At 63.2% G+C, this 23,104-nt stretch carries 24 protein-coding genes; 14 read left to right on the top strand and 10 right to left on the bottom strand.

What is annotated here, in order from left to right; translation table 11 throughout:
* Nucleotides 1-69: 69 nt before the first annotated feature.
* From soxC to AB4M76_RS08280, 6 genes are all read left to right on the top strand, one after another.
* A complete protein-coding gene (gene soxC / locus AB4M76_RS08255) occupies nucleotides 70-1,329 on the top strand; it encodes a sulfite dehydrogenase (protein ID WP_368441338.1) in 1,260 nt (419 codons plus the stop codon).
* Nucleotides 1,313-2,410 (top strand): c-type cytochrome, encoded by a 1,098-nt coding sequence (locus tag AB4M76_RS08260; protein ID WP_368441339.1) that lies wholly within the window; start codon nucleotides 1,313-1,315, stop codon nucleotides 2,408-2,410. Before soxC ends, AB4M76_RS08260 begins: the two co-directional genes overlap by 17 nt.
* 121 nt (nucleotides 2,411-2,531) lie before the next feature.
* Complete coding sequence (locus AB4M76_RS08265) at nucleotides 2,532-3,188, top strand: ATP-dependent Clp protease proteolytic subunit (protein ID WP_368441340.1); 657 nt, start codon at nucleotides 2,532-2,534, stop codon at nucleotides 3,186-3,188.
* A 124-nt stretch (nucleotides 3,189-3,312) separates the two neighbouring features.
* Complete coding sequence (gene clpX, locus AB4M76_RS08270; protein WP_368441341.1) at nucleotides 3,313-4,581, top strand: ATP-dependent Clp protease ATP-binding subunit ClpX; 1,269 nt, start codon at nucleotides 3,313-3,315, stop codon at nucleotides 4,579-4,581.
* A gap of 375 nt (nucleotides 4,582-4,956) precedes the next feature.
* The gene (locus AB4M76_RS08275) at nucleotides 4,957-5,340 is read left to right on the top strand and encodes an NADH:ubiquinone oxidoreductase subunit NDUFA12 (RefSeq protein ID WP_368441342.1); all 384 of its coding nucleotides are present in this window, start codon (nucleotides 4,957-4,959) and stop codon (nucleotides 5,338-5,340) included.
* A gap of 37 nt (nucleotides 5,341-5,377) precedes the next feature.
* Complete coding sequence (locus tag AB4M76_RS08280; RefSeq protein ID WP_368441343.1) at nucleotides 5,378-5,752, top strand: DUF2155 domain-containing protein; 375 nt, start codon at nucleotides 5,378-5,380, stop codon at nucleotides 5,750-5,752.
* Here AB4M76_RS08280 and aat read toward each other — a convergent pair.
* The 8 genes from aat to AB4M76_RS08320 form a co-directional block, all read right to left on the bottom strand.
* On the bottom strand, nucleotides 5,716-6,351 hold the full coding sequence (gene aat, locus AB4M76_RS08285; protein WP_368441344.1) for a leucyl/phenylalanyl-tRNA--protein transferase: 636 nt from the start codon (nucleotides 6,349-6,351) through the stop codon (nucleotides 5,716-5,718). The two genes, AB4M76_RS08280 and aat, sit on opposite strands and share 37 nt — an antisense overlap.
* Before the next feature lie 8 nt (nucleotides 6,352-6,359).
* Nucleotides 6,360-7,712: an acetyl-CoA carboxylase biotin carboxylase subunit gene (accC, locus tag AB4M76_RS08290; protein ID WP_368441345.1), complete on the bottom strand. Its 1,353-nt coding sequence runs from the start codon at nucleotides 7,710-7,712 to the stop codon at nucleotides 6,360-6,362.
* A gap of 9 nt (nucleotides 7,713-7,721) precedes the next feature.
* Nucleotides 7,722-8,240: an acetyl-CoA carboxylase biotin carboxyl carrier protein gene (gene accB, locus AB4M76_RS08295; RefSeq protein ID WP_368441346.1), complete on the bottom strand. Its 519-nt coding sequence runs from the start codon at nucleotides 8,238-8,240 to the stop codon at nucleotides 7,722-7,724.
* Nucleotides 8,241-8,427: 187 nt separating this feature from the next.
* Nucleotides 8,428-9,180 carry an ABC transporter ATP-binding protein gene (locus AB4M76_RS08300; protein ID WP_368441347.1) on the bottom strand — a complete coding sequence of 251 codons (753 nt, stop codon included), beginning with the start codon at nucleotides 9,178-9,180 and terminating at the stop codon, nucleotides 8,428-8,430.
* Nucleotides 9,181-9,212: 32 nt separating this feature from the next.
* Nucleotides 9,213-9,977, bottom strand: a complete 765-nt coding sequence (locus tag AB4M76_RS08305; RefSeq protein WP_368441348.1) for an ABC transporter ATP-binding protein — start codon at nucleotides 9,975-9,977, stop codon at nucleotides 9,213-9,215.
* A gap of 9 nt (nucleotides 9,978-9,986) precedes the next feature.
* On the bottom strand, nucleotides 9,987-11,192 hold the full coding sequence (locus tag AB4M76_RS08310; protein ID WP_368441349.1) for a branched-chain amino acid ABC transporter permease: 1,206 nt from the start codon (nucleotides 11,190-11,192) through the stop codon (nucleotides 9,987-9,989).
* 3 nt (nucleotides 11,193-11,195) lie between these two features.
* The gene (locus tag AB4M76_RS08315) at nucleotides 11,196-12,224 is read right to left on the bottom strand and encodes a branched-chain amino acid ABC transporter permease (protein WP_368441350.1); all 1,029 of its coding nucleotides are present in this window, start codon (nucleotides 12,222-12,224) and stop codon (nucleotides 11,196-11,198) included.
* 102 nt (nucleotides 12,225-12,326) lie between these two features.
* Nucleotides 12,327-13,673, bottom strand: a complete 1,347-nt coding sequence (locus AB4M76_RS08320) for a substrate-binding protein (protein WP_368441351.1) — start codon at nucleotides 13,671-13,673, stop codon at nucleotides 12,327-12,329.
* 232 nt (nucleotides 13,674-13,905) lie between these two features.
* Here AB4M76_RS08320 and AB4M76_RS08325 point away from each other — a divergent pair, with 232 nt between their 5' ends.
* The 5 genes from AB4M76_RS08325 (at nucleotide 13,906) to AB4M76_RS08345 (ending at nucleotide 19,965) form a co-directional block, all read left to right on the top strand.
* Entirely contained in the window at nucleotides 13,906-15,198 is a 1,293-nt protein-coding gene (locus AB4M76_RS08325) for a helix-turn-helix domain-containing protein (protein ID WP_368441352.1), read from the top strand.
* 113 nt (nucleotides 15,199-15,311) lie between these two features.
* On the top strand, nucleotides 15,312-15,680 hold the full coding sequence (locus AB4M76_RS08330; RefSeq protein WP_368441353.1) for a response regulator transcription factor: 369 nt from the start codon (nucleotides 15,312-15,314) through the stop codon (nucleotides 15,678-15,680).
* Between the two features lie 6 nt (nucleotides 15,681-15,686).
* Entirely contained in the window at nucleotides 15,687-15,983 is a 297-nt protein-coding gene (locus AB4M76_RS08335) for a hypothetical protein (protein WP_368441354.1), read from the top strand.
* Nucleotides 15,983-18,691 carry an ATP-binding protein gene (locus tag AB4M76_RS08340; protein ID WP_368441355.1) on the top strand — a complete coding sequence of 903 codons (2,709 nt, stop codon included), beginning with the start codon at nucleotides 15,983-15,985 and terminating at the stop codon, nucleotides 18,689-18,691. Before AB4M76_RS08335 ends, AB4M76_RS08340 begins: the two co-directional genes overlap by 1 nt.
* A 65-nt stretch (nucleotides 18,692-18,756) precedes the next feature.
* Nucleotides 18,757-19,965 carry a FliM/FliN family flagellar motor C-terminal domain-containing protein gene (locus tag AB4M76_RS08345; protein ID WP_368441356.1) on the top strand — a complete coding sequence of 403 codons (1,209 nt, stop codon included), beginning with the start codon at nucleotides 18,757-18,759 and terminating at the stop codon, nucleotides 19,963-19,965.
* A gap of 18 nt (nucleotides 19,966-19,983) precedes the next feature.
* Here AB4M76_RS08345 and AB4M76_RS08350 read toward each other — a convergent pair whose 3' ends face one another.
* Both AB4M76_RS08350 and AB4M76_RS08355 read right to left on the bottom strand, forming a co-directional pair.
* Nucleotides 19,984-20,406 (bottom strand): TIGR01244 family sulfur transferase, encoded by a 423-nt coding sequence (locus tag AB4M76_RS08350; protein ID WP_368441357.1) that lies wholly within the window; start codon nucleotides 20,404-20,406, stop codon nucleotides 19,984-19,986.
* Between the two features lie 56 nt (nucleotides 20,407-20,462).
* Complete coding sequence (locus AB4M76_RS08355) at nucleotides 20,463-20,702, bottom strand: hypothetical protein (RefSeq protein WP_368441358.1); 240 nt, start codon at nucleotides 20,700-20,702, stop codon at nucleotides 20,463-20,465.
* A 108-nt stretch (nucleotides 20,703-20,810) separates the two neighbouring features.
* Between AB4M76_RS08355 and AB4M76_RS08360 the strand changes: the two genes are divergently transcribed.
* The 3 genes from AB4M76_RS08360 to tig all read left to right on the top strand — a co-directional run bounded on the left by AB4M76_RS08360 (nucleotide 20,811) and on the right by tig (nucleotide 23,046).
* Entirely contained in the window at nucleotides 20,811-21,095 is a 285-nt protein-coding gene (locus AB4M76_RS08360) for a DUF2312 domain-containing protein (RefSeq protein WP_174858690.1), read from the top strand.
* Nucleotides 21,096-21,269: 174 nt separating this feature from the next.
* Entirely contained in the window at nucleotides 21,270-21,608 is a 339-nt protein-coding gene (locus AB4M76_RS08365) for a hypothetical protein (protein WP_368441359.1), read from the top strand.
* A 106-nt stretch (nucleotides 21,609-21,714) separates the two neighbouring features.
* On the top strand, nucleotides 21,715-23,046 hold the full coding sequence (tig, locus tag AB4M76_RS08370; protein WP_368441361.1) for a trigger factor: 1,332 nt from the start codon (nucleotides 21,715-21,717) through the stop codon (nucleotides 23,044-23,046).
* The last annotated feature ends 58 nt before the right edge of the window (nucleotides 23,047-23,104 follow it).

Genomic DNA, 23,104 nt, shown 5'->3' on the forward strand with positions numbered 1-23,104 from the left:
AAGCAGAATGGGGGTTCTCACAGGTAAACAAATTCAATAAACTGAATTTGAACTTGTGAGGGCCAAGACATGACTGAAGAAAACCACAACGGACCATCGCGCCGTGCCTTTCTAACAGGGGCTGGCGCGGTGGCCGCGGGGACGCTGGCGGGCAAAGCCAGCGCGCAGAACGACCCCGCGATTGCGATCAAACCCTGGATGCAGGAACTGGGCGACGGCGTCGATGTCTCGCCCTATGGCATGCCATCTCCCTATGAAGAAGACGTGAAGCGCCGCACCGTGGAATGGCTGACCGCCGATCCGGTAAGCTCGATCAACTTCACCCCGATCCACGCGCTGGACGGCACCATCACGCCCAACGGCATCTGCTTTGAGCGCCATCACTCCGGTGTGGCCAAGGTCGATCCGGCGGAACACCGCTTGATGATCAACGGTTTGGTGGACCGGGAGCTGGTCTTTACCATGGAAGACCTGATGCGCTTCCCGCGCGAAAACCACGTCTATTTCCTTGAATGTGCGGCGAACTCCGGCATGGAATGGCGCGGCTCGCAGCTCAACGGTGTACAGTTCACCCATGGCATGATCCACAATGTCCAATACACCGGCATCCCGCTGCGGCTGTTGCTTGAAGAGGCAGGCGTCAAGACCGAGGGCAAATGGCTCCTGGCCGAAGGGGCCGATGCCGCCGCGATGAGCCGCTCGATCCCGATGGAAAAGGCGCTGGACGATTGTATGGTCGCCTTCAAGATGAACGGCGAAGCCCTGCGGCCCGAGCAGGGCTATCCGGTGCGTCTGGTCGTGCCGGGCTGGGAAGGCAACATGTGGGTCAAATGGTTGCGCCGCCTCGAAGTCGGCGATCAGCCGTGGCACCACCGCGAAGAAACCAGCAAATACACGGACTTGCTGGATAACGGCACCGCCCGCCGCTTTACCTGGGAGATGGATGCGAAGTCAGTCATCACCAGCCCAAGCCCGCAGGCGCCGATCACCCATGGGCCGGGGCCGACCGTGCTGACCGGTCTGGCATGGTCTGGCCGGGGCACGATCCCGCGGGTTGATGTGACCATCGATGGCGGCATCACATGGCATGAGGCCCGGATGGATGGCCCCAGCACGCCCAAGGCGCTGCACCGTTTCTATTACGACTTCGAATGGGATGGCAGCCCGCTGCTGGTACAAAGCCGGGCGCATGACAGCACCGGCTATGTCCAGCCCACCAAGGATCAGCTGCGCGAGATGCGCGGGCTCAACTCAATCTACCACAACAACGGCATCCAGACCTGGGCTGTTGATGCTGACGGAAAGGCCGAAAATGTCGAGATTTCTTAAACTTGCCCTGCTGGCCAGCACGATGGCCACGCCCCTCGCGGCAGAGCCTTTGGGTCTTGGCCGCCCCGCAACCCCCGAAGAGGTCGCCGTCTGGGACATCGACGTGCGCCCCGATGGTCTGGGCCTGCCCGAAGGCAGCGGTGACGTGGCCACCGGCGACGGGATCTACACCGAGAAATGCTCGGCCTGTCACGGTGTCTTTGGCGAAGGCGCGGGCCGCTGGCCGGTGCTGGCGGGCGGGCAGGGCAGCCTGACCGACGCGCGCCCGGTCAAGACGGTGGGCAGCTACTGGCCCTATCTGTCGACCGTGTTTGACTATGTGAACCGGGCCATGCCCTTTGGTGACGCGCAGTCGCTGACCGATGACGAAGTCTATGCGATCACGGCCTATCTGCTTTATCTCAACGATGAGGTGGATGATGATTTTGTGCTCTCGTCGGAAAACTTTGCCGAGGCGCGGCTGCCGAATGAGACGGGTTTCAAGCCGGATGACCGGATGGAAGTGGAGTTTCCCGCCTTCAGCGAAGCGCCCTGTATGACCGACTGTAAGCCCGAGGTGAAGATCACCATGCGCGCCGCCGTGCTGGATGTGACGCCCGAGGAGACAGCGGCCAAAGAGGCGGCGGAGAAGGCCGAGGCGGAAGCCGCGGCACCTGCGACGCAAGAGCCCGCAGCAGAGGCCCCGGCAGCTCAAGAGGCCGCAGCCCCTGAGGCCGCCGAAGAAACCCCTGTCAAAGTCGCCGCAGCGCCCGCCGCTGATCCCGCGATGATCAAGGCCGGCAAGAAGGCTTTCCGCAAGTGTAAATCCTGCCACCAGATCGGCGCCAAAGCGAAAAACCGGGTCGGCCCGGTGCTGAACGGCATCGTTGACGGGCCGGCAGGCGCGGTCGAGGGGTTCCGCTATTCCAGAGCCATGGAAGCGGCAGCCGAGGAGGGTCTCACCTGGTCTCACGACGAATTGAGCGCCTTTCTGGCCGATCCCAAGGGCTATATGAAAGGCACCAAAATGTCTTTCCGGGGCGTGCGCAAAGAGGAAGATATCGACGCGCTGATCGCCTACCTGCGCGACGCGTCGGAGTGATCTGACCGATTAGAAAGAACTGACGTGCCTGCCCCCCTTGAACCCCCATACCGGGGGGACTAATCTCTGGGTAACAGTTTTGCGGGTATGGTCCCGCGAACAGGAACTGAGGCAGGCACGCATGAACGACCCGATCAATACTTACATGAATACGCTCGTCCCCATGGTGGTTGAACAGACCAGCCGGGGCGAGCGTTCCTACGACATTTTCTCGCGGCTGCTGAAAGAACGGATCGTTTTCGTCAACGGGCCGATCCACAGCGGGATGAGCCATCTCGTTGTGGCCCAGCTTCTGCACCTTGAGGCGGAAAACCCCTCCAAGGAAATCAGCATGTATATCAACTCGCCCGGGGGCGAGGTGACGGCGGGCCTGTCGATCTACGACACGATGCAATATATCAAACCCAAGGTCTCCACCCTGATCTGCGGCATGGCGGCCTCGATGGGCTCGGTCATCGCGATCGGCGGCGAGAAGGGGATGCGCTTTGCGCTGCCCAATGCCGAGGTGATGATTCACCAGCCCTCGGGCGGCTCGCAAGGTATGGCCGAAGACATCCTGATCTCGGCCCGCCATATCGAGCGGACCCGCGAGCGGATGTATGAGCTTTACGTCAAACACTCCGGCCAGCCGCTGGAAACCGTGCAAAAAGCGCTCGACCGTGATCTGTGGATGACACCGGAAGAAGCCAAAGAATGGGGCCATCTTGACGAGATCGTCGAGAGCCGGGGCAAGGCCGATGACGCCGATGCTGCGGGCAAGGCCAAGAAAGACAAGTAATTGACGAGCCCGGCGCCGCATATTTTACGATTGTAGCGCCGGGAACACTGGCCTAAACTTGGGGCCAAACATCGCGGCCCCGGGTTTTGGGGCGGACATACACGACAGACCTGAAAGGTTTGAGATGGCGAATAATTCCGGCAACGACAGCAAGAACACGCTCTATTGCAGCTTTTGCGGCAAGAGCCAGCACGAGGTGCGCAAGCTGATTGCGGGGCCGACCGTGTTCATCTGCGACGAATGCGTTGAACTTTGCATGGATATCATCCGTGAGGAGACCAAGGCTTCCGGCCTCAAGGCGACCGACGGCGTGCCGACACCCCGCGACATCTGCGGCGTGCTGGACGACTATGTGATCGGCCAGGCGATGGCCAAACGCGTGCTCTCGGTGGCGGTGCACAACCACTACAAACGCCTGAACCACGCGCAAAAGGGCGGCGACATCGAACTGGCGAAGTCCAACATCCTGCTGATCGGCCCCACCGGCTGCGGCAAGACCTTGCTGGCGCAGACGCTGGCGCGGATTTTGGACGTGCCTTTCACCATGGCCGATGCCACCACGCTGACCGAAGCCGGCTATGTCGGCGAGGATGTGGAGAACATCATTCTCAAGCTGTTGCAGGCATCTGAATATAACGTGGAGCGCGCGCAGCGCGGCATCGTCTATATCGACGAAGTCGACAAGATCACCCGCAAGTCCGAGAACCCCAGCATCACCCGTGATGTGAGCGGGGAGGGCGTGCAGCAGGCGCTGTTGAAACTGATGGAAGGCACCGTGGCCTCCGTGCCGCCGCAGGGCGGGCGCAAGCATCCGCAGCAGGAATTCCTGCAGGTGGACACGACCAACATCCTCTTCATCTGTGGCGGTGCCTTTGCCGGTCTCGACAAGATCATCGCGACCCGCGGCAAGGGCTCGGCGATGGGCTTTGGTGCCGATGTGCGCGATCAGGACGCCCGCGGTATTGGCGAGATCTTTACCGATCTGGAGCCCGAGGACCTGTTGAAGTTCGGTCTGATCCCGGAATTCGTGGGCCGTCTGCCGGTTCTGGCAACGCTCGAAGATCTGGACGAAGACGCGCTGGTGACGATCCTGACCGAGCCGAAGAACGCTTTGGTCAAACAGTATCAGCGTCTGTTCGAGCTGGAAGACACGCAGCTGACCTTCACCGATGACGCGCTGCAAGCCATCGCCAAACGCGCCATCGAGCGCAAGACCGGCGCGCGCGGTCTGCGCTCGATCCTCGAAGACATCCTGCTCGACACGATGTTCGAACTGCCGGGGCTGGATACGGTGAGTGAGGTTGTCGTCAACGAAGAGGCCGTCACCTCGGAGGCCAAGCCGCTGATGATCCACGCCGACAGCGAAAGCAAAGAGCCGGCCACCGCGGGTTAAGGCGATCTGCACTGGGCTGCGAGTTTGGCTTAGGAAAACAAGGGGCGGGCCGTGGCGGTCCGCCCCTTTGCTTATCTAGGGCAGGGTGCGGCGGACCACATGTTCCCAGACAGGCCGCGCCAAGCCGCGGGGGGGGGGCGCACCACACCTGCTGCGCAGGGCGCAGGACTAGGGCCAACAGATGCTTCGGCGGCGATAATCTGGCGGGCGCTCTTTGGGCCGCGATCTGGTCGCGCAGACCGGACTCTTCCGGACGATACCCGGTTTCCCTCACCCACCGATCTTCTGCCGCCTCCGCGCCACGCGTCTGCGCGCCGAGGCTGGACGCCACGGCCCCCATGGTGCATATAACGGGCAACAGGAACGGAGACCTTCATGGGCATTCTCAATTCACTTCTGCGCGCCGTGACATGGTGGAACGGCCAAACGCTGAACACCCAGCTTTTCACCTGGCGTAAGGGCACCAAGGTCGGCGAAGACGCGCAGGGCAATATCTATTACCGCAACGCCGATGACAGCAAACGCTGGGTCATTTTCAATGGCGAGGCCGAGGCCAGCCGCGTCAGCCCCGATTGGCACGGTTGGCTGCACCGCACCTGGGATGAGCCGCCGACCGACAAGCCGCTGGCGCATAAGCCATGGGAAAAAGCCCATGTGGAGAATCGCACCGGCACGGCCATGGCCTATGCGCCCGCCGGGTCTTTGCGCCGGGCCGAGCCGGTAGAGCGCAAGGACTACGAGGCATGGCAGCCCGAGTAAGGCGCCGCCGGCGTAGATCAAACCAGCGGGTAGGGTGATGAGACAGCTTTTCTTGGCGACAGCCCTTTTGGCCACCGCGGGCTTTGGGCCAGCGCGGGCGCAGGAGGCGCAAGAGGTGGCCAGCGGCCCCGGTGGCGTTCTGCGTGCGCTCGACAAGATTTCAGGCGATGCCGTCGATCTTGAGATCGCCACCGGCACCTCGACCACTTTGGGCAATTTGCAGATCGCGATGGTCGATTGTCGGTATCCGGTCAGCGACCCGGCCGCCAATGCCTATGCCGCGCTAGAGATCACCGAGACCGGCAAGCCGGGGGCCTTGTTCTCGGGCTGGATGATCGCCTCGGCCCCCGCGCTGAACGCGCTGGAGCATTTTCGCTATGATGTCTGGGTCATCCGCTGCACCACCTCCTGAAGGCTCAGCGGCGGCGGGGCGGTGAAATCCGCCCGTCCATGCTGCGCCTTTTCCAGCTCTGCGTGATAGGCGGCGCGGCTGATCTCGCGCGCCCCGAGGGAGGCGAGGTGATCGGTCAGGAACTGTGTGTCAAAGAGGGTAAAGCCGGCGCGGTTCAGCCGATCGACCAAGGCCGCCAGCGCCATTTTCGACCCATTGGTCCGGCGCGAGAACATGCTCTCGCCAAAAAACGCCCGGCCCAGCGTGACACCGTAGACCCCGCCCGCCAGTAGATTGCCGTCCCAGATCTCAAGCGAATGCGCATGGCCGGCGCGGTGCAACCCGCCGTAGAGCGCGGCAATCTCATCGTTGATCCAAGTGTCCGGGCGGTCGGCACAGGCGGCGACCACGGCGTCGAAATCACGGTTGATCGAGGCGGTGAAGGTCGTGCGCCGCATGGCGCGGGCCAGCGAGCGCGAGATGTGGAAGCCGTCCAACGGCATCACCCCGCGCCGCCGCGGATCGACCCAGAAAATCTCCGGGTCGTCGCGGTGTTCGGCCATGGGGAAAATCCCCATGGCATAGCCGTGCAGCAGAATTTCGGGCGTCAGCTCCGACATTCCCGGCGTCAGGCGTCGCCGAGGTTGGTTTCCAGCCAGTGTTCCAGCCAGTGAATGTTGTAATCGCCTGACTGCACATCGGCCTCGGCCAGAAGCGCGTGGAAGAGCGGCACGGTGGTCTCCACCCCGTCAACAATCAACTCCCCCAAGGCCCGGCCCAGACGGGCCATGGCTTCGGGGCGGTCACGGCCATGCACGATCAGTTTCCCGATCAGACTGTCGTAATAGGGCGGGATCGAATAGCCGTCATAAAGCGCGCTATCCATCCGCACGCCAAGGCCGCCCGGCGCGTGATACTGCGTGATCCGGCCCGGACAGGGCGCGAAGTTTGGCAGTTTTTCCGCGTTGATGCGCACCTCGATGGCATGGCCGTTGATGGTCAGCTCGTCCTGGGTAAAGGACATTGGCAGCCCTTCGGCCACGCGGATTTGCTCGCGCACCAGATCGACGCCAAAGATCGCCTCGGTCACCGGGTGTTCGACCTGAAGACGGGTGTTCATCTCGATGAAATAGAACTCGCCATTCTCATAGAGGAACTCGATCGTGCCGGCGCCGATGTAGTTGATATTGGCGATGGCATCCGCACAGACCTTGCCGATCCGGGCGCGCTCTTCCGCGCTGATCGCGGGGCCGGGGGCTTCCTCAAAGACTTTTTGGTGGCGCCGTTGCAGCGAACAATCGCGCTCGCCCAGATGCACCGCATTGCCCTTGCCGTCCCCAAAGACCTGAATCTCGATGTGGCGCGGCGTGGTGAGGTATTTCTCGATATAGACTTCGTCATTGCCGAAGTTCGACTTGCCCTCGGCCCGCGCGGTGCGGAAGGCTTTTTCCATATCCTCAGAGCTTTGGGCGACTTTCATGCCCTTGCCGCCGCCACCTGCGGTAGCCTTGATGATGACCGGATAGCCGATTGCTTCGCCCAAACGCTTGGCTTCTTCGAGCGTGGGAACGCCCCCTTCAGAGCCGGGGACACAGGGCACGCCGAGCTTTTTCATCGTGTCTTTGGCGGTGATCTTATCCCCCATGACACGGATATGTTCGGCGGTGGGGCCGATGAAAGTCAGCCCGTGATCCTCGATCACCTGCACGAAATTGGCGTTCTCCGACAGAAAGCCATAGCCGGGGTGAATTGCCTCGGCGCCGGTGATCTCACAGGCGGCGATAATCGCGGGGATCGACAGGTAAGACTGGGTGGCAGAGGGCGGGCCGATGCAGACAGATTCGTCGGCCATGCGCACATGCATGGCGTCACTGTCGGCGGTGGAATGCACCGCGACCGTCTGAATGCCCATCTCGCGGGCCGCGCGGATGACGCGCAGGGCGATCTCTCCACGGTTGGCGACTAGGATTTTGTTGAACATGATTTGCCCTTATTCCAGGATCACCAGCGGGGCGCCGAACTCAACCGCATCGCCGTCACCGACAAGGATGCGTTTGACGGTGCCCGCGCGGGGGGCGGGAATGTGGTTCATCGTCTTCATCGCTTCCACGATCAGCAGCGTGTCGCCTTCGGAGACCGACGCCCCGACCGTGATAAAGGCAGGCGCGCCCGGCTCCCCCTGCAGATAGACCGTGCCCACCATGGGCGAAGTGACAGCACCCGGGTGATCGGCGGGGTCAGCATCCGCAGCCGCGGCCGGGGCGCTGGCAGGTGCGCTCGCGGGTGCAGGGGCCGGGGCGGCAGGCGCAGCGGGCGCGGCGGCCTGATACTGCTGCTGCTGGGGGGCGGCCATGATCTGCTGTGGCGGTTTGCGGCTCACACGCACATTCAGGCTGTCATCCTCGGCGTAATCACGTTTGACCTGAAGCTCGGTCAGATCATTCTCGTTCAGCAGCTCGGCGAGGGCCTTGATGAAGGCCACGTCACTGTCATGGGTGTTTTTGGTCATTGGATCCTCGAAGATTTTGACAGGCCGGCAGCCCGTCGCTGCGCGATTGATTGGCTCGCTTATAGGCCAAGGGCAAAGCCATGAAAAGGCAACTGTTGTCTAGGGGGTGGGATCGGTTTTTTTCCCCGCCCGGCGCGACAGGCAGCGGGTTACGCTCTGGCAGGCGCCGGGCGGATGACCGGATAGGTCAGATCGCGAGGTATTCGGCACGCAGTTCGGCGTTGTCGAGCACTTCGGCGGCGGTGCCGTCGAAGACGATGCCGCCGGTGTCGAGGATCACCGCGCGGTCGGCCAATTTCAGCGCACGCACGGCGTTTTGCTCCACCAGAATGGTGGTAATGCCCTGCGCCTTGATCAGCGCCAATGTCTTTTCGATCTCATCCACGATCACCGGGGCGAGCCCTTCGTAGGGTTCATCCAAGAGCAGCACCTTGATGTCGCGGGCCAAGGCGCGGGCGATGGCCAGCATCTGCTGTTCGCCGCCCGAAAGGGTGGTGCCCTCTTGGTTCTTGCGCTCGCCCAGACGGGGGAAGAGGTCATAGAGCCGGTCGAGCGACCAGCCGATCGGTGGGGCGATCTGGGCAAGCTTCAGGTTCTCCTCGACCGTCAGGCCGGCGATGATGCGCCGGTCCTCTGGCACCAGCGCCAGCCCCGCCGCCGCCGCTTGGTGGCTGGCCAGATTATGCAGCGGCTGATGGTCGAGCCAGATCTCGCCGCGTCTCAATTCCGGGTCACTCACCCGCGCGATGGCCCGGAGGGTCGAGGTCTTGCCCGCGCCATTGCGGCCCAGCAGCGCGAGGATTTCGCCTTCGTGGACGTTAAAGCTCACCCCCTGCACGATATAGCTCTCGCCGTAATAGGCGTGAATGTCCCAGACCGAGAGGAAGGCCGGGGCGGTTTGGGCATGGTTGGCGTTTTTGTCGAGCGTTTGCGTGGTCATATGCTGTCCTGGATATGCGGCAATAGGGGGGATCAGGCGGCGTCTTGGCTCTCGCCCAGATAGGCTTCGCGCACCTTGGGGTGGCCCTTGATCCGGTCGGGGGTGTCTTCGACCAGCGGCGTGCCTTGGGCGAGCACGGTGATCCGTTCGGCCAGCGAAAAGACGACATGCATGTCATGCTCGATGATGGCGATGGTGATGTCGCGCTCATCCTTGATCTGTTTCAGCAGGTCGATCGTGTTGTTGGTATCGGCCCGCGCCATCCCGGCGGTGGGTTCGTCCAAGAGCAGCAGGCGCGGGTCCTGGGCAAGGCACATGGCAATCTCCAACCGCCGCTTGTCGCCGCGCGACATGGAGGCCGCGTGCATGTGCCGCTTGTCGATCATATTCATCTCGCGCAGCATTTCCTCGGCCTTGTCGATCATGTCACGCTGGCCCACGACGCGGGACCAGCCGTTGAGCTGAAACGCCCCGTCGCGTTTGGCGAGACAGGGGATCAGCATGTTTTCCATCACCGTGAGATCGCCGAAGATTTCCGGCGTCTGGAACACGCGGGAGATGCCCATCTGGTTGATCTCATAGGGTTTGCGCCCCAGCACCGATTGGCCGTCGAACATGACAGAGCCGGTGTCGGGGATGAGCTTGCCCACGAGACAGTTCAGCAGCGTGGATTTGCCCGCCCCATTGGGGCCGATGATGGCATGGACGGAGTTCTCCGCCACGCTCAGGTTCACATCGCTCAGCGCCTGCAGCCCGCCAAAGCGCTTGCCGACATTTTTGACTTCGAGAATGGACATCCGTCTCTCCTATTCTGCGGCTTCGCTGCGTTGTTGGGCGGCGTCGGCCTCGACCGAGCCGGCGTTCTTGTCCCGGCGGCGGAAGACCCGGCCCAGACGTTGCCCGCCTTCGACCAGCCCCCCGGGCAGGAAGATCACGACCAGCATGAACAGCAGGCCGAGCGTCAGGTGCCAGCCCTTGCCGACAAAGGGGTGGATGATCGCGACCATCGCATCCTCGATCCCGTTGGGCATGAAGGCGAACCAGCCGTGCAGCACGTTGTCGTTGATCTTGGCAAAGATGTTCTCGAAATACTTGATGAAGCCCGCGCCCAGCACCGGGCCAATGAGCGTGCCCGCACCGCCGAGGATCGTCATCAGCACCACTTCGCCCGAAGCCGTCCATTGCATCCGCTCGGCCCCCGCCAGCGGGTCCATCGCGGCGAGCAGACCCCCCGCGAGGCCCGCATACATGCCCGAGATCACGAAGGCCGCCAGCGTATAGGGCCGCGTGTTCAGCCCGGTGTAATTCATCCGCTGCTGGTTCGATTTCACCGCCCGTAGCATCATGCCAAAGGGCGAACGGAAGATGCGGATGGCGAGATAGAAGGCGAGGATCAGGAAGACCGCGCAGAAGTAGTAGCCGACCGAGAAGGTAAAGGTCCAACCGCCGAAGAACAGCGTCGTCGAAGAGTTCATCGCCGCGCCAAAGAGGTTCGGGAAAGCGGGGGCCGAGGCGGATTGGAGGTACTGCGGATCAGAAGTGTAGATTTGCAGGCCCGTCTCGCCATTGGTGATCGGCGTCAGCACCGAATAGGCGAGGTTGAAGGACATCTGCGCGAAGGCCAGTGTCAGGATCGAGAAGTAGATCCCCGAGCGCCGCAGGCTGATGTAGCCGATCAGCGCCGAGAACAGCCCCGCCATGATCACCGCCAGTACCAGCGCGGGCACGACATTGTAGCTCAGCAGTTTGAACATCCAGACGGCCGAGTAGGAGCCGACCCCTAGAAAGGCCGCATGGCCAAAGGAGAGATAGCCGGTCAGCCCGAAGAGGATGTTGAACCCGATGGCGAAGATGCCAAAGATCACGAAGCGTTGCATCAGGTCCGGATAGCCCGCGTTGAACTGCGCAAGGCCCGACTCCGCCGGAAAGGGGTTGAGGATGAAGGGGGCAAAGAGCGTGAGAACGATCACCACCCCCAAGAGAAGCGTATCGCGTTTTTCCAGTCTGAACATGTCTTATTCCTCCATCACGCCGCGGCGCCCCATCAGACCGCGCGGGCGGACCAGCAGGATCACGATGGCAACGACGTAGATGATGATCTGGTCGATACCGTAGATGATGCTTTTGATTTCATTCATCGACGCGAGGCTTTCGAGGATGCCCAAAAGGAACCCCGCCAGCACCGCGCCGGGCAGCGAGCCCATGCCGCCGACCACGACGACGACGAAGCTCAGCACCAGAAAATCCATGCCCATGTGATAATTGGGCGAGTTGATCGGCGCATACATCACGCCCGCAAGCCCCGCCACGGCGGCGGCGATGCCGAACATGATGGTAAAGCGGCGGTCGATGTCGATGCCCAGAAGCCCCACGGTCTCACGGTCCGCCATGCCGGCGCGGACGACCATGCCGAAGGTGGTGAATTGCAGGAAGGCAAAGACCGCGGCGATGATGAGGGTGGAAAAGCCGAAATAGACCAGCCGCCAATAGGGGTAGGCCAGCGAAGTGTCCAACCCCAAGAGGGGGGCGAAATCGAAGCTGCCCCGGAAAACATCCGGTGCGGGTGTAGGGATCGGGTTGGCGCCGTAGAAATACTTGACCACCTCTTGCAACACGATGGCAAGGCCGAAGGTCACGAGGATCTGGTCCGCATGGGGGCGCTTGTAGAAATGTTTGATCAACCCGCGTTCCATGATGAAGCCAATGAGCAGCATCACCGGGATCGCAAAGAGGATCGCCAGCGGCACCGACCAGTCGATGATCGCCTGTCCGGTTTCCGGGCCGAACCACTGTTCGACATAGGGCGTCTTGACCTTCAGCGGGTTGCCAAGGAAATCCTTTTTGGTCTCGTCGATTGTCTCGACGCTCAGCGTCAGAATGCGTTGCAGCGTGACCGAGCAGAAGGCGCCGATCATGAAGAGCGCCCCATGGGCGAAATTGACCACGCCGAGGGTGCCGAAGATCAGCGTCAGCCCAAGCGCGATCAGCGCATAGGCCGAGCCTTTGTCGAGGCCGTTGAGTATTTGCAGAAGGATTGCGTCCATGGTCCCCACCTGTAAGGGATGCGTTCACATGCAGGCCGGCCGCATGTAGCGAGAAATGGGGCGCGCGGTGCCAGGTCCGCACGCCCGCAAAGGTTCAGCGGATCACGCGCCGGGGTTGCATTTGCCCAGATCACCGCCCGCGAACATCGGGTGGTCGGGGGCGTATTCAACCTGCGCCCGGGGCGTCTGCTCAACAATCTCTAGCGTGTCATATGCGCTGGTCGGGTTCTCCGCGCCTTTCATCACCAGCACGTCCTTGAAGCACTGGTGATCGTCGGCACGGTAGAGCGTCGGCCCATTGCCCAACCCGTCGAACTCATAGCCCTCCAGCGCTTCGACCACGGCGCAGGGGTTGAACGAGCCCGCGCGTTCCACCGCATCGGCATAGAGCAGCGTCTGCACATAGCAGGTGTGGGCGGAGTTGGAGGGCGGGCGGCCATATTTCTCGCCAAAGGATTTGGTGAAGGCTTTCGACCCTTCGTCCTGCAGCTGCCAGTTCCAGTTCATCGAGCCGATCACGCCCTGCACATTGGCGCCGGCCCCCGCCGCCATCAGTTCGGAGTAAAGCGGCACGACGATCTCGAACTTCTTGCCGTTGACCTCTTTGTCGAGCAGGCCGAACTGCACCGCGTTGGTCAGCGAGTTCACCATATTGCCGCCATAGTGGTTCAGCACCAGCACATCGGCCCCGGAGTTCAGCACCGGCGCGATATAGGAGGAGAAATCGGTCGAGGCGAGCGGCGTCAGCACGTTCTCCACGGTGTCCCAGCCCATCGCTTCGGTCGCGGCGGCGATGGATTCCTGCTGGGTCCAGCCCCAGTTGTAATCCGCCGTCAGGTGATAGGCTCGGCGTTCCGAGCCGTAAGCGTTCTTGAGCACCGGGGCGAGGGCGGCGGCGGACATATAGGCGTTGAAGAAATGCCGGAACCCGTTGGCCTTGCGGTCCTTGCCGGTGGTGTCATTGGCGTGCGTCAGACCGGCCATGAAGATCACCCCGGCGGATTGGCAGAGATCCTGCACCGCCACCGCCACGCCCGAGGACGAGCCGCCGTTAATCATCACCGCGCCGTCTTTTTCGATCATGGATTTGGCCGAGGCCCGCGCCGCGTCGGATTTGGTCTGGGTGTCGCCGGTGACATATTCCACCTTCTTGCCCAGAATACCGTTGCCCTTCAGCGCCTTGGAACTGAAGGTGTTCATCATGCCGCCATCGCCGCCGCCGTTGAGATGCTCAACCGCAAGCTCCTGCGCGCGCAGCTCGTCCAGACCTTCCTCGGCATAGGGGCCGGTCTGGGGCACGTTAAAGCCCAGCGTCACGGTGCTGCCGGTGGGCGCATTGGTAAAGCCGCTGTGTGTTTCAGCCCGCAGATATGTCGGCAGCGCCAAACCCGCACCGGCGACAGCGCCGGTCCGGATCAGCCCACGGCGTGTCAGTTTCGTAAACGACATGAAATCCTCCCTATTTTTTGAGCCGTGACAGCGGAACCTCCCCCCGGTGCCACAGCGCACAGAATGCAAAGAACTATGGCGCGGAAACTGAAAACCGATCAATAACCTGCTTGATGGAAACGATATTTCTGTAAATATATTCGCAATAATCATGTCTATCTTGTAAAGAATATGATATTGCGCCGCAGAAAGACGTTGAAATCACCTGTGAATTAAAAGGCGGGAGCGGGCTATGCGTGAAGGGTTGACCGGCAGTCGCATCCGCGAGCGGCGGGTGATGGCGGGGCTGAAACAGGCCGAGCTGGCGCAGCAGATCGGCATTTCGGCCAGCTATCTGAACCTCATCGAGCACAACCGCCGCAGAATCGGCGGTAAACTGCTGCTGAACATCGCACAGGCGTTGCAGGTCGAGCCGCAGGCGCTGACCGAAGGGGCGGAGGCGGCCTTGCTCTCGGCCTTGCGGGAGGCGGCGGAGGATGCCGGGCTGGCGGAGCCAGAGGCCGAGCGCGCCGATGAATTTGCCGGGCGGTTTCCGGGCTGGGCCAAGGTGCTGGCGGCCAGCCAGCGCCGGATTGCGGCGTTGGAGCAGACGGTGGAGGCGCTGTCGGACCGTCTGGCCCATGATCCGCAATTGGCGACCTCGATGCATGAATTGCTCAGCACCGCCGCGGCGATCCGCTCCACGGCGGCTATTCTGGCCGAGACCGACAGTCTGCAACCGGAATGGCGCGACCGGTTTCAGGCCAATATCCACCAAGACAGCCGGCGTCTGTCCGACAGTGCGCAGGCGCTGGTGACCTATTTCGACACTGCCGCCGAGACGCGGGAAGTGGCGCCTTCTCCGCAGGCGGAGGTCGAAGCCTTTCTGGCCGCCCATGACTACCGGTTCGAGCCCTTGGAACAGGCCGCGGCGCCTGAAGGGGCCATCGCGCGACTGGTGGCCGGGGCGGAGGCGCTGAAAACCAAGGCCGCGCAGCATATTGCCACCGGCGTCCTGCATCAGATCGCCCGCGATGCGGCCGCCTTGCCGCTTGTTCGGCTAGAGCAGGCGGTGGCGGCGCAGGGGCATGACCCGGCTGGGCTTGCGCAGAGCCTGAACCAACCTTTGGGCCGGGTGCTGCGCCGGCTCGCCTCCCTGCCGGACTTGGGCGCGGGGCTGGTGGTCTGCGACCGCTCCGGCAGCGTGACCTTTGCCAAGTCGATCGCCGGTTTCACCGTGCCGCGTTTCGGCGCCTGCTGCCCGCTTTGGCCGCTCTTTGCGGTGCTGGGCCAGCCGGGGCTGGTGATGAAATCCCGCGTCGCGCAGATGGGGCGGGGGCAGGCGGAGTTCGAGGCCATCGCCACCTGCGAGGTGCAGGCCGCGCCGGCCTATAACAGGCCGCCGCTGAGCCAGTCGGTCATGCTGCTGCTGCCGGTGCCCTCGGGCGCGGCAGAGGCAGAGCCGGTGGGGGCCACCTGCCGCATCTGTCCCATTGCCCAGTGCCGGGCGCGGCGCGAGCCGTCGATCCTGCGCGACGGTATCTAGCCGCGCTGCAAGCAGTTTTTGACAGGGCTGGCAAACCGTTGCATGCTCAGCCCCGGCGCCTGTGATCCTGCAACAAGACGGGGGGCGGCGCCGGAGGGGGAGACCATTTGCCGATGAGCAAACTCGTAGTATTGGTGGAGGATGAGGTGAATATCGCCGAGGCGATCCGCTTCTTGCTGAGCCAGGAAGGCTGGCGGGTGGAGACGCTTGCCAATGGCTCGGGCGCGGTGGAGGTGATCCGCAAGGCCGCGCCTGATCTGGTGATGCTGGATGTGATGTTGCCGGGCAAAAGCGGCTTTGAGATATTGGATGAGCTGCGCGGCGATCCGGCGATGGGCGATCTGCCGGTGCTGATGCTCACCGCGCGCGGGCAAAGCCGGGACCGCGCCATGGCCGAGAAAGCCGGGGTCAGCCGTTTCATGACCAAACCCTTCTCCAATGCCGAAATGCTGGACGCGGTGCGCGACCTGATCGCCCCTTAAGCCGCCATGCCCCGCTCCCCGATCTTTCTGGAAAAGCGCAGCTATCGTCGGCGGCGCATGATGGATGCGGTGCGCCTGCTGCCGTTTCTGGGGCTGCTGCTCTGGATGGTGCCGCTCCTATGGCCGGTGCCGGAGCCGACGGCGCCCGCCGCTGAGACCGCGCCGGGGATGCCGATGAGCGCGGCGCTGCGCTATCTGTTTGGCGTCTGGCTGCTGCTGATCCTCGCCAGTTGGGCGCTGTGGCGGCGCACGCGGGACATTGCGTCGGCTGAGGCCGACGACCCGACAGAAGAGCCGCGCTGATGGTCTCGCTGAACCAACTTGTCGCGGTATGTCTGATGTATGTGGCGGGGCTTTTCATCGTCGCTTTCGCCGCCGAACGCGCAGCCCTCAGAGGGCGGGGCGGCTGGCTGCTGCGCTCGCCGCTGGTCTATACGCTGTCGCTGTCGATCTATTGCACGGCCTGGACCTTTTACGGGGCGGTTGGCTATGCCGCCCGCTCGGGGTTGGAATACGTCACCATCTACCTCGGCCCCTCGCTGGTGATGATCGGCTGGTGGTGGGGGCTGCGGCGGCTGGTGCGGATCGGGCGCAGCCACCGCGTGACCTCCATCGCCGATCTGATTTCCTCGCGCTATGGCAAGTCCAACACGTTGGCGATTGTCGTGACGCTGATGGCGGTGATCGGCGTGACCCCCTATATCGCACTGCAATTGCAATCGGTTATTCTCGCCCTGTCGATCTTCGCCGCGGCAGAGGTGCCGCTGGCCGAAGCGGGGGGCGATGTGATCAACCGGGGCCAGGCAGCACTTTGGGTGGCGGCGGGGCTGACGGTATTTACGGTGCTTTTCGGCACCCGCAATCTCAACGTCAATGAACGCCACCACGGTGTCGTCATCGCCATCGCGGTGGAGGCGGTGGTGAAGCTCTTGGCCCTCGTCGCCGTGGGCATCTATGTGATCTGGGGGCTCGCGGGGGGCTTGAGCGAAACACTGGCCCGGATTGACGCCTCGGACATCGGCCAATGGGAGGTGCAGGGCAGCCGCTGGGCGGTGTTGACGGCGCTGTCGGGGGCGGCGCTTTTATGTCTGCCGCGGATGTTTCAGGTCATGGTGGTTGAGAATGACGACGAGCGGCAATTGCAGATCGCGAGCTGGGCCTTTCCGCTCTACCTGATGCTGATGAGCCTTTTCGTCGTGCCCATCGCGGTGGTGGGGCTGGACCTCATGCCCGAAGGCGCGAACCCCGATCTTTTCGTGCTCAGCCTGCCGCTGAGCCAAGGCCAGAACGGGCTGGCGATGCTGTCCTTTCTGGGCGGTTTTTCGTCGGCCACCTCGATGGTGATCGTGGCCACGCTGGCGCTCTCGACCATGGTCAGCAACCACATCGTGATGCCGATCTGGCTGGCGCTGCGGCGCGAAGGGGCGACGCAGTCGGGTGATGTGCGCAATATCGTGATCCTCGCGCGGCGGTTGTCGATCTTCTGCGTGGTGGGGCTGGGCTATCTCTATTACCGGGCCTCGGGCGGCAGCGGCGCCTTGGCGGCGATCGGCACGATCTCCTTTGGCGGGGTGGCGCAGTTTCTGCCGGCGATGCTGGGCGGTGTGCTCTGGCGCGGGGCGACGCGGACCGGCGCGCTTTGCGGGCTGGGCACCGGCTTTGTGCTCTGGGTCTATACCATGCTCTTGCCAAGTTTCGGCGCCGGGGCGGTTTTGTCGGCGGCGATATTGCAAGACGGGCTCTGGGGGCTGGCGTGGCTGCGGCCCGAAGCGCTCTTTGGCCTGAGCGGGATTGATCCGACCGTTCATGCGGTGGTCTGGAGCCTCTCGCTCAACACGTTCGTTTTCGTCGTGGTCTCGCTCTTCAGCTTTCCCGCGCCGCTGGAGCGGCTTCAGGGCGCGCAGTTCGTCAATGTCTTTGACCATTCCGGCCCGGCCCGGGGGTGGACCGCCTCTGCGGCGGGCAGCGAAGACCTGATGATCATGGCGCAGCGTATTCTCGGCGCCGAAGAGGCACAGGCGTTTTTCGCGCAAGAGGCCGCGCGGCAGGGTCATGGCGCGCGGCTGCCCGAGCCGACGCCGCGTTTCGTGCAGGCGTTGGAGCGGGAATTGGCGGCCTCGGTCGGGGCGGCGACGGCCCATGCGATGGTGGCGCAGATCGTCGGCGGGGCTTCGGTCTCGGTGCAGGACCTGCTCGCGGTGGCCGACGAATCCGCCCAGATGCTGGAATATTCCAGCCAGCTGGAGGCCAAGTCGCGCGAGCTGACCGAAACCGCCGCGCAACTGCGCACCGCCAATGAGAAACTGACCCAATTGTCCCTGCAAAAGGACAGTTTCCTGAGCCAGATCAGCCATGAGCTGCGCACGCCGATGACCTCGATTCGCTCCTTCTCGGAAATCCTGCGCGACGCGCCGGGGCTGTCGGATGCCGAGAAAAACCGCTACGCCACGATCATCCACAGCGAGACGATCCGTCTGACCCGGCTGCTGGACGATCTGCTCGATCTCTCGGTGCTGGAAAACGGGCAGGTGACGCTGAACCAGCGCGAGGGCAACCTGCGCGACCTGCTTGATCTGGCGGTGACCACGGCGCAGGCCGGGACGGAGGCGCCGCTGCTGGTGATCCGCGATCCGCAGGCGGAAGATATCGCCCTGCACAGTGACCTTGACCGGCTGGTGCAGGTGTTCATCAACCTTGTCAGCAACGCCCGGAAATACTGCGCCGCCGAGAAGCCGCAATTGACCATCACGCCGCATCTGGGGCCCGCGGGGCTGCGCATCGACTTCGTCGACAACGGGCAGGGCATCGATCCGGGCTCGGAAGCGCTGATCTTCGAAAAATTCTCGCGCATTACCGGCGAGGGGGATGGCGCGGGGCTGGGGCTCGCGATTTGCCGGGAAATCATGCACCGTCTCGGCGGTGAGATCAGCTTTCTCAGTGCGGTGCCCGGCACCGCCTTTCGGGTGCAACTGCCCGCCAGCGCGCTGCCCCGGATGCGCCGCTCCGCATAAAGCGGATGGTAACCAATTCTGGGCTAGACCCTCCCCAAAGGGCCAAAGAAGGCCGGGTGGAGGCGATGGCAGAAGAGCAACTCGATAGACAGACCGATGCAAGGGCGGCCTCAGGCAGCGCGACACCCTTGTTGCGCCGCAAGGCACAGGCGGGGCGCGAAGAGCAGCAGGCCCGCGCCATGTCCTTGCAAAAGGCGATGCGGCTGACATTGGCGAAAGTGGCCGACGATCTGTTTGGCATGGCAATGGCAACCCTCGCGGTGCGGCTGGAGGAGCGGGCGGGCGGCGGTTTGGATGGGCTGTTTGATCCCGCCGCCCTGATGATGCTCCTGGACGGGCCCAATGGTCAACGCGGCGCGGTGAGCTTTGATTCGGCGCTGGTTGGCGGTTTGATCCAACAGCAGACGATGGGGCAGGTGCTGGCCGACCCCGGCGGCAGCCCCCGGGTACTGACCGCGACCGATGCGGCGATCTGCGTGCCGTTTCTGGATGCGCTGCTGACCCGCAGCGCGACCTTGCCCGAAGTGCCGGGAGAACGACAATGGCTTGAAGGCTACCAATTCGGCGCGCGGGCTGAGGATCCCCGGCTGGTGCTGATGGCGCTGGAGGCACCGGCTTACCGCATCATGCATGTCAGCATCGACATCGCGGGGGGGCTGCGACAGGGGCAGATGACCCTGTGTTTGCCGCTGGGCAGCGCTGCCGGATCGCCCCCCATGGACCCGCAGGCGGGGGAGGAGGCCAAGCCCGGCCCGAAGCTGTTGATGGATAATGTGCTGGCCTTGAACGCCGATCTCAATATCGCTCTGGCGCGGCTCAAACTGCCGCTGCGCGATCTCGGCGCGTGGAAGGCCGGCGATGTGCTGCCCTTGCCCGGCAGTCGCTTTGAATCGGTCAGCGTGCTGACCATGGCCGGGCGCAGCGTGGCGACGGGCGCTTTGGGGCAGGTGGCAGGGCAACGGGCCGTGCGTCTGACGCGCCGGGCGGCCCCGCTAATGCAGCCGCGCCGCCGGGCCAGCGACCGGGCCGAGCTTGACCTGCCCGAGGTGCAGTTTGACCGGCGCGGGGCGGATCAAGCTGAGGTTGCGCCGCAGGTCGATCCCGCCGCGAAGGGGCCGTCGCCAGAGGTGCCGCCGCGCCCGGCGGATGAGGGGGCGGTTCTGCCGGGCCCGTCCTCGCTTCCCGATCTGCCGGACCTGCCCGATATGTCAGACCTGCCCGGGTTCGGCGCGGAGGATGAGCTGCCGGAACTGCCCAAACGGGATGCCGGCTGAGCCCCTGCGAGATGCGGTTCAGATGTAGCTTTGCCCCAGCATCGGCCGCATGTTTGCAAGGTCATAGCCCGCTTTGGCGGCCGCTTCGACAATCGCGTCGCTGTCCATCTGCCCGGCCTGGCCCAGGGCCCAAGCAATGGTCGAGCGGGTGCCGGAGGCGCAATAGGCCAGCACCACATCCTCGGTCTCGGCTCCAAGCGCGCGGTTCTTGGCGATGACCTCGGGCGTCATGGTCTGATGGGTGAGCGGCTGATCGGCAAAGGCGATCCCGGCGGCTTCGGCGGCCTCCCGCAGGGCGGCGGCCTGATGGCTCGGCGGCACTTCGGCATCGGGGCGGTTGCACAGGATGCGGGTGATGCCCTGCGCGCGCAGGTCATCCATGTCGCCCGGATCAATCTGCGGCGCGACGAAATAGCGGGGGGTGAGTTGGCGAATATCCATTCCGCGATTTAAGCAGATGCAGCGGCTCTGTCCAGCATGCTCCGCCTAACGCGGGATCAGGCCAGCGAAATGCCCATGATCACCATCATCAACCCGATGACGGACAGAAACAGCGCGCCCATGTTCAGCGGCACGACCTTGCGCAGCACCGCCCGCATCGCCTCATCATCCAAATTCGCGCGTTTGGCGCGGCTGACCTTGATGATGCACCAGCCAAGCCCCAAAAGCCCAAGCAGGGACAGGGCGGCTCCGAGCCAGACCAGAAGGTCGAAAATTGTTGTATCTGCGCTTTCCATAGCGGCAGAGCTACGCCAATCGCGCGGGGGGGGCAAGTCCCGCTTGCGGGCGCGCCGTGCAGCCTGTAGTCACACCCGCCAGAGCCAGCCATTCCGTGAGGACTTCCCATGAGCGATACCAGCACCAATCCCGACGTTGTCGAATCCGAAGGCGATGCCACCTACCGGGTGACCGCCAATGAGCTGCGCCAGTTTGTCGAGCGGATTGAGCGGCTGGATGCGGAGAAGAAAGACCTTGCCGAACAGCAAAAAGAGGTGATGGCCGAGGCGAAATCGCGCGGTTACGACACCAAAGTGCTGCGCAAGGTGATCGCGCTGCGCAAACGCGACAAGGACGACATCGCCGAAGAAGAAGCGGTGCTGGACATGTATAAAGAAGCGCTTGGCATGTAAGCCCGCCTGGGTTTTCCATGTGACAGGTCACGGCAGCGCCCCTTTGCGGGCGCTGTTTTCGTTTGCAGCGGGGCCCGCGTGAGGCGCGCGCTGGCGAGGCGCATCGCGGCTTACCCGATGTTAAGACGCCCGTGCCTAAACTCTCCGCGCAGTCAGCCGGCACAGGGGCATTGAATGGGCCGTTCGCAATTCAAACGATGGGCCGGAGGGGCTTTGATCTGGGTGCTGGCCCTTGTGGTGATGCTCGCGCATCCTGCTTTTGGTGCGGTCCAGGGCTCGACAGGTCAGGGCGGCGCGGAATGGGGCATGCTGCGCGGCTTGGCCGATCCTGTCCCTGCGACCCTGCTAATCTTGCGAAGGAGGGGGAACGGGGCGATTCCCGCCGAAGATCGCCCGGGGGTGCGGACCGCTTTCGGCGCGGCCCGGCTCGGCCCCAGACAGCGGGCTCAAACCAAGGGGGCCATACCAAGCGGCAAGAGCGCCAGCCAGCTTCAGATTTTCGCGGCCAAGTGACCATCGGGCGGGCAAATCCCCTTGCGCGTGAAGGGCAAGGCACATAGAAGGGCGGAAATTTTCGCCCGCGCCCTTAGTCTGCGCGGCCTTACCCTATGGAGCACACATGCAGGTCAACGAGACGCTGAACGAAGGTCTGAAACGCGGTTACACCATCACCGTCACCGCCGATGAGCTTGAAGCCAAGGTCAACGAAAAGCTGGCCGAAGCGCAGCCCGAAGTCGAGATGAAGGGCTTTCGCAAGGGTAAGGTGCCGATGGCGCTGCTAAAAAAGCAGTTCGGCCAGAAGGTCATGGGCGAAGCGATGCAGGAAAGCATCGATGGCGCCATGAACGAGCATTTCGAAAAATCCGGCGACCGTCCCGCGATGCAGCCCGAGGTCAAGATGACCAATGAAGACTGGAAAGAAGGCGATGACGTCGAAGTTTCCATGTCCTATGAGAAACTGCCGGAAATTCCTGAGGTTGATCTGAGCCAGATCGAACTGGAAAAGCTGGTTGTCAAAGCCGATGACGCCGCCGTGGAAGAAGCGCTGGCGAACCTTGCCGAGACCGCGCAGGACTTCAAAGCCCGCGATGCGGATGCCGAAGCTCAAGACGGCGATCAGGTTGTGATCGACTTCAAAGGCTCCGTCGATGGCGAAGAATTCGAAGGCGGTGCGGCCGAAGATTACCCGCTGGTGCTGGGCTCCAACTCCTTCATCCCCGGTTTCGAAGAGCAGCTCATCGGCACCAAGGCCGGCGAGGAGAAATCCGTCGTCGTGAATTTCCCCGAAGAGTATCAGGCAGAGCATCTGGCCGGTAAGGAAGCGACATTCGCTTGCACCGTGAAAGAAGTGAAAGAGCCTGTCGCGGCCGAGGTCAACGACGAGATGGCGAAGAAATTCGGTGCCGAGGATCTCGACGCGCTGAAGGGCCAGATCGCCGAGCGTCTGGAAGCGGAATATGCCGGTGCGTCGCGCGCCGTGATGAAGCGCAACCTTTTGGACGCGCTGGACAAGCAGGTCAGCTTTGAGCTGCCGCCCGCGCTGGTCGACGCCGAAGCCAAGCAGATCGCGCATCAGCTCTGGCATGAGGAAAACCCTGACGTTCAGGGCCATGATCACCCCGAGATCGAAGCGACCGACGAGCATAAGACCCTAGCCGAGCGCCGCGTGCGTTTGGGCCTGCTGCTGGCCGAACTGGGCCAGAAGGCCGAGGTTCAGGTGACCGACGCCGAGATGACCCAGGCGATCATGAACCAGGCGCGTCAGTACCCGGGTCAGGAGCGTCAGTTCTTTGAGTTCGTGCAGCAGAACCAGCAGATGCAGCAGCAGATGCGCGCGCCGATCTTTGAAGACAAGGTTGTCGACCATGTGGTTGAGCAGGCCAAAGTGACCGAGAAAGAGATCTCCAAGGACGAGCTTCAGAAGGCCGTTGAGGAACTCGACGACGAATAAGTCGGTCGACAGATCACGATTGGGGCAGGGGCTGCGGTTTACCGCGGCCCCTGTTTCG

This window comes from Sulfitobacter sp. PS-8MA, from assembly GCF_040933935.1.
GTDB lineage: Bacteria > Pseudomonadota > Alphaproteobacteria > Rhodobacterales > Rhodobacteraceae > Sulfitobacter.

Coding starts and splice junctions, on each gene's coding strand:
- soxC (WP_368441338.1), top strand. CDS start 70: ATGACTGAAGAAAACCACAACGGACCATCGCGCCGTGCCTTTCTAACA.
- AB4M76_RS08260 (WP_368441339.1), top strand. CDS start 1,313: ATGTCGAGATTTCTTAAACTTGCCCTGCTGGCCAGCACGATGGCCACG.
- AB4M76_RS08265 (WP_368441340.1), top strand. CDS start 2,532: ATGAACGACCCGATCAATACTTACATGAATACGCTCGTCCCCATGGTG.
- clpX (WP_368441341.1), top strand. CDS start 3,313: ATGGCGAATAATTCCGGCAACGACAGCAAGAACACGCTCTATTGCAGC.
- AB4M76_RS08275 (WP_368441342.1), top strand. CDS start 4,957: ATGGGCATTCTCAATTCACTTCTGCGCGCCGTGACATGGTGGAACGGC.
- AB4M76_RS08280 (WP_368441343.1), top strand. CDS start 5,378: ATGAGACAGCTTTTCTTGGCGACAGCCCTTTTGGCCACCGCGGGCTTT.
- aat (WP_368441344.1), bottom strand. CDS start 6,351: ATGTCGGAGCTGACGCCCGAAATTCTGCTGCACGGCTATGCCATGGGG.
- accC (WP_368441345.1), bottom strand. CDS start 7,712: ATGTTCAACAAAATCCTAGTCGCCAACCGTGGAGAGATCGCCCTGCGC.
- accB (WP_368441346.1), bottom strand. CDS start 8,240: ATGACCAAAAACACCCATGACAGTGACGTGGCCTTCATCAAGGCCCTC.
- AB4M76_RS08300 (WP_368441347.1), bottom strand. CDS start 9,180: ATGACCACGCAAACGCTCGACAAAAACGCCAACCATGCCCAAACCGCC.
- AB4M76_RS08305 (WP_368441348.1), bottom strand. CDS start 9,977: ATGTCCATTCTCGAAGTCAAAAATGTCGGCAAGCGCTTTGGCGGGCTG.
- AB4M76_RS08310 (WP_368441349.1), bottom strand. CDS start 11,192: ATGTTCAGACTGGAAAAACGCGATACGCTTCTCTTGGGGGTGGTGATC.
- AB4M76_RS08315 (WP_368441350.1), bottom strand. CDS start 12,224: ATGGACGCAATCCTTCTGCAAATACTCAACGGCCTCGACAAAGGCTCG.
- AB4M76_RS08320 (WP_368441351.1), bottom strand. CDS start 13,673: ATGTCGTTTACGAAACTGACACGCCGTGGGCTGATCCGGACCGGCGCT.
- AB4M76_RS08325 (WP_368441352.1), top strand. CDS start 13,906: ATGCGTGAAGGGTTGACCGGCAGTCGCATCCGCGAGCGGCGGGTGATG.
- AB4M76_RS08330 (WP_368441353.1), top strand. CDS start 15,312: ATGAGCAAACTCGTAGTATTGGTGGAGGATGAGGTGAATATCGCCGAG.
- AB4M76_RS08335 (WP_368441354.1), top strand. CDS start 15,687: ATGCCCCGCTCCCCGATCTTTCTGGAAAAGCGCAGCTATCGTCGGCGG.
- AB4M76_RS08340 (WP_368441355.1), top strand. CDS start 15,983: ATGGTCTCGCTGAACCAACTTGTCGCGGTATGTCTGATGTATGTGGCG.
- AB4M76_RS08345 (WP_368441356.1), top strand. CDS start 18,757: ATGGCAGAAGAGCAACTCGATAGACAGACCGATGCAAGGGCGGCCTCA.
- AB4M76_RS08350 (WP_368441357.1), bottom strand. CDS start 20,406: ATGGATATTCGCCAACTCACCCCCCGCTATTTCGTCGCGCCGCAGATT.
- AB4M76_RS08355 (WP_368441358.1), bottom strand. CDS start 20,702: ATGGAAAGCGCAGATACAACAATTTTCGACCTTCTGGTCTGGCTCGGA.
- AB4M76_RS08360 (WP_174858690.1), top strand. CDS start 20,811: ATGAGCGATACCAGCACCAATCCCGACGTTGTCGAATCCGAAGGCGAT.
- AB4M76_RS08365 (WP_368441359.1), top strand. CDS start 21,270: ATGGGCCGTTCGCAATTCAAACGATGGGCCGGAGGGGCTTTGATCTGG.
- tig (WP_368441361.1), top strand. CDS start 21,715: ATGCAGGTCAACGAGACGCTGAACGAAGGTCTGAAACGCGGTTACACC.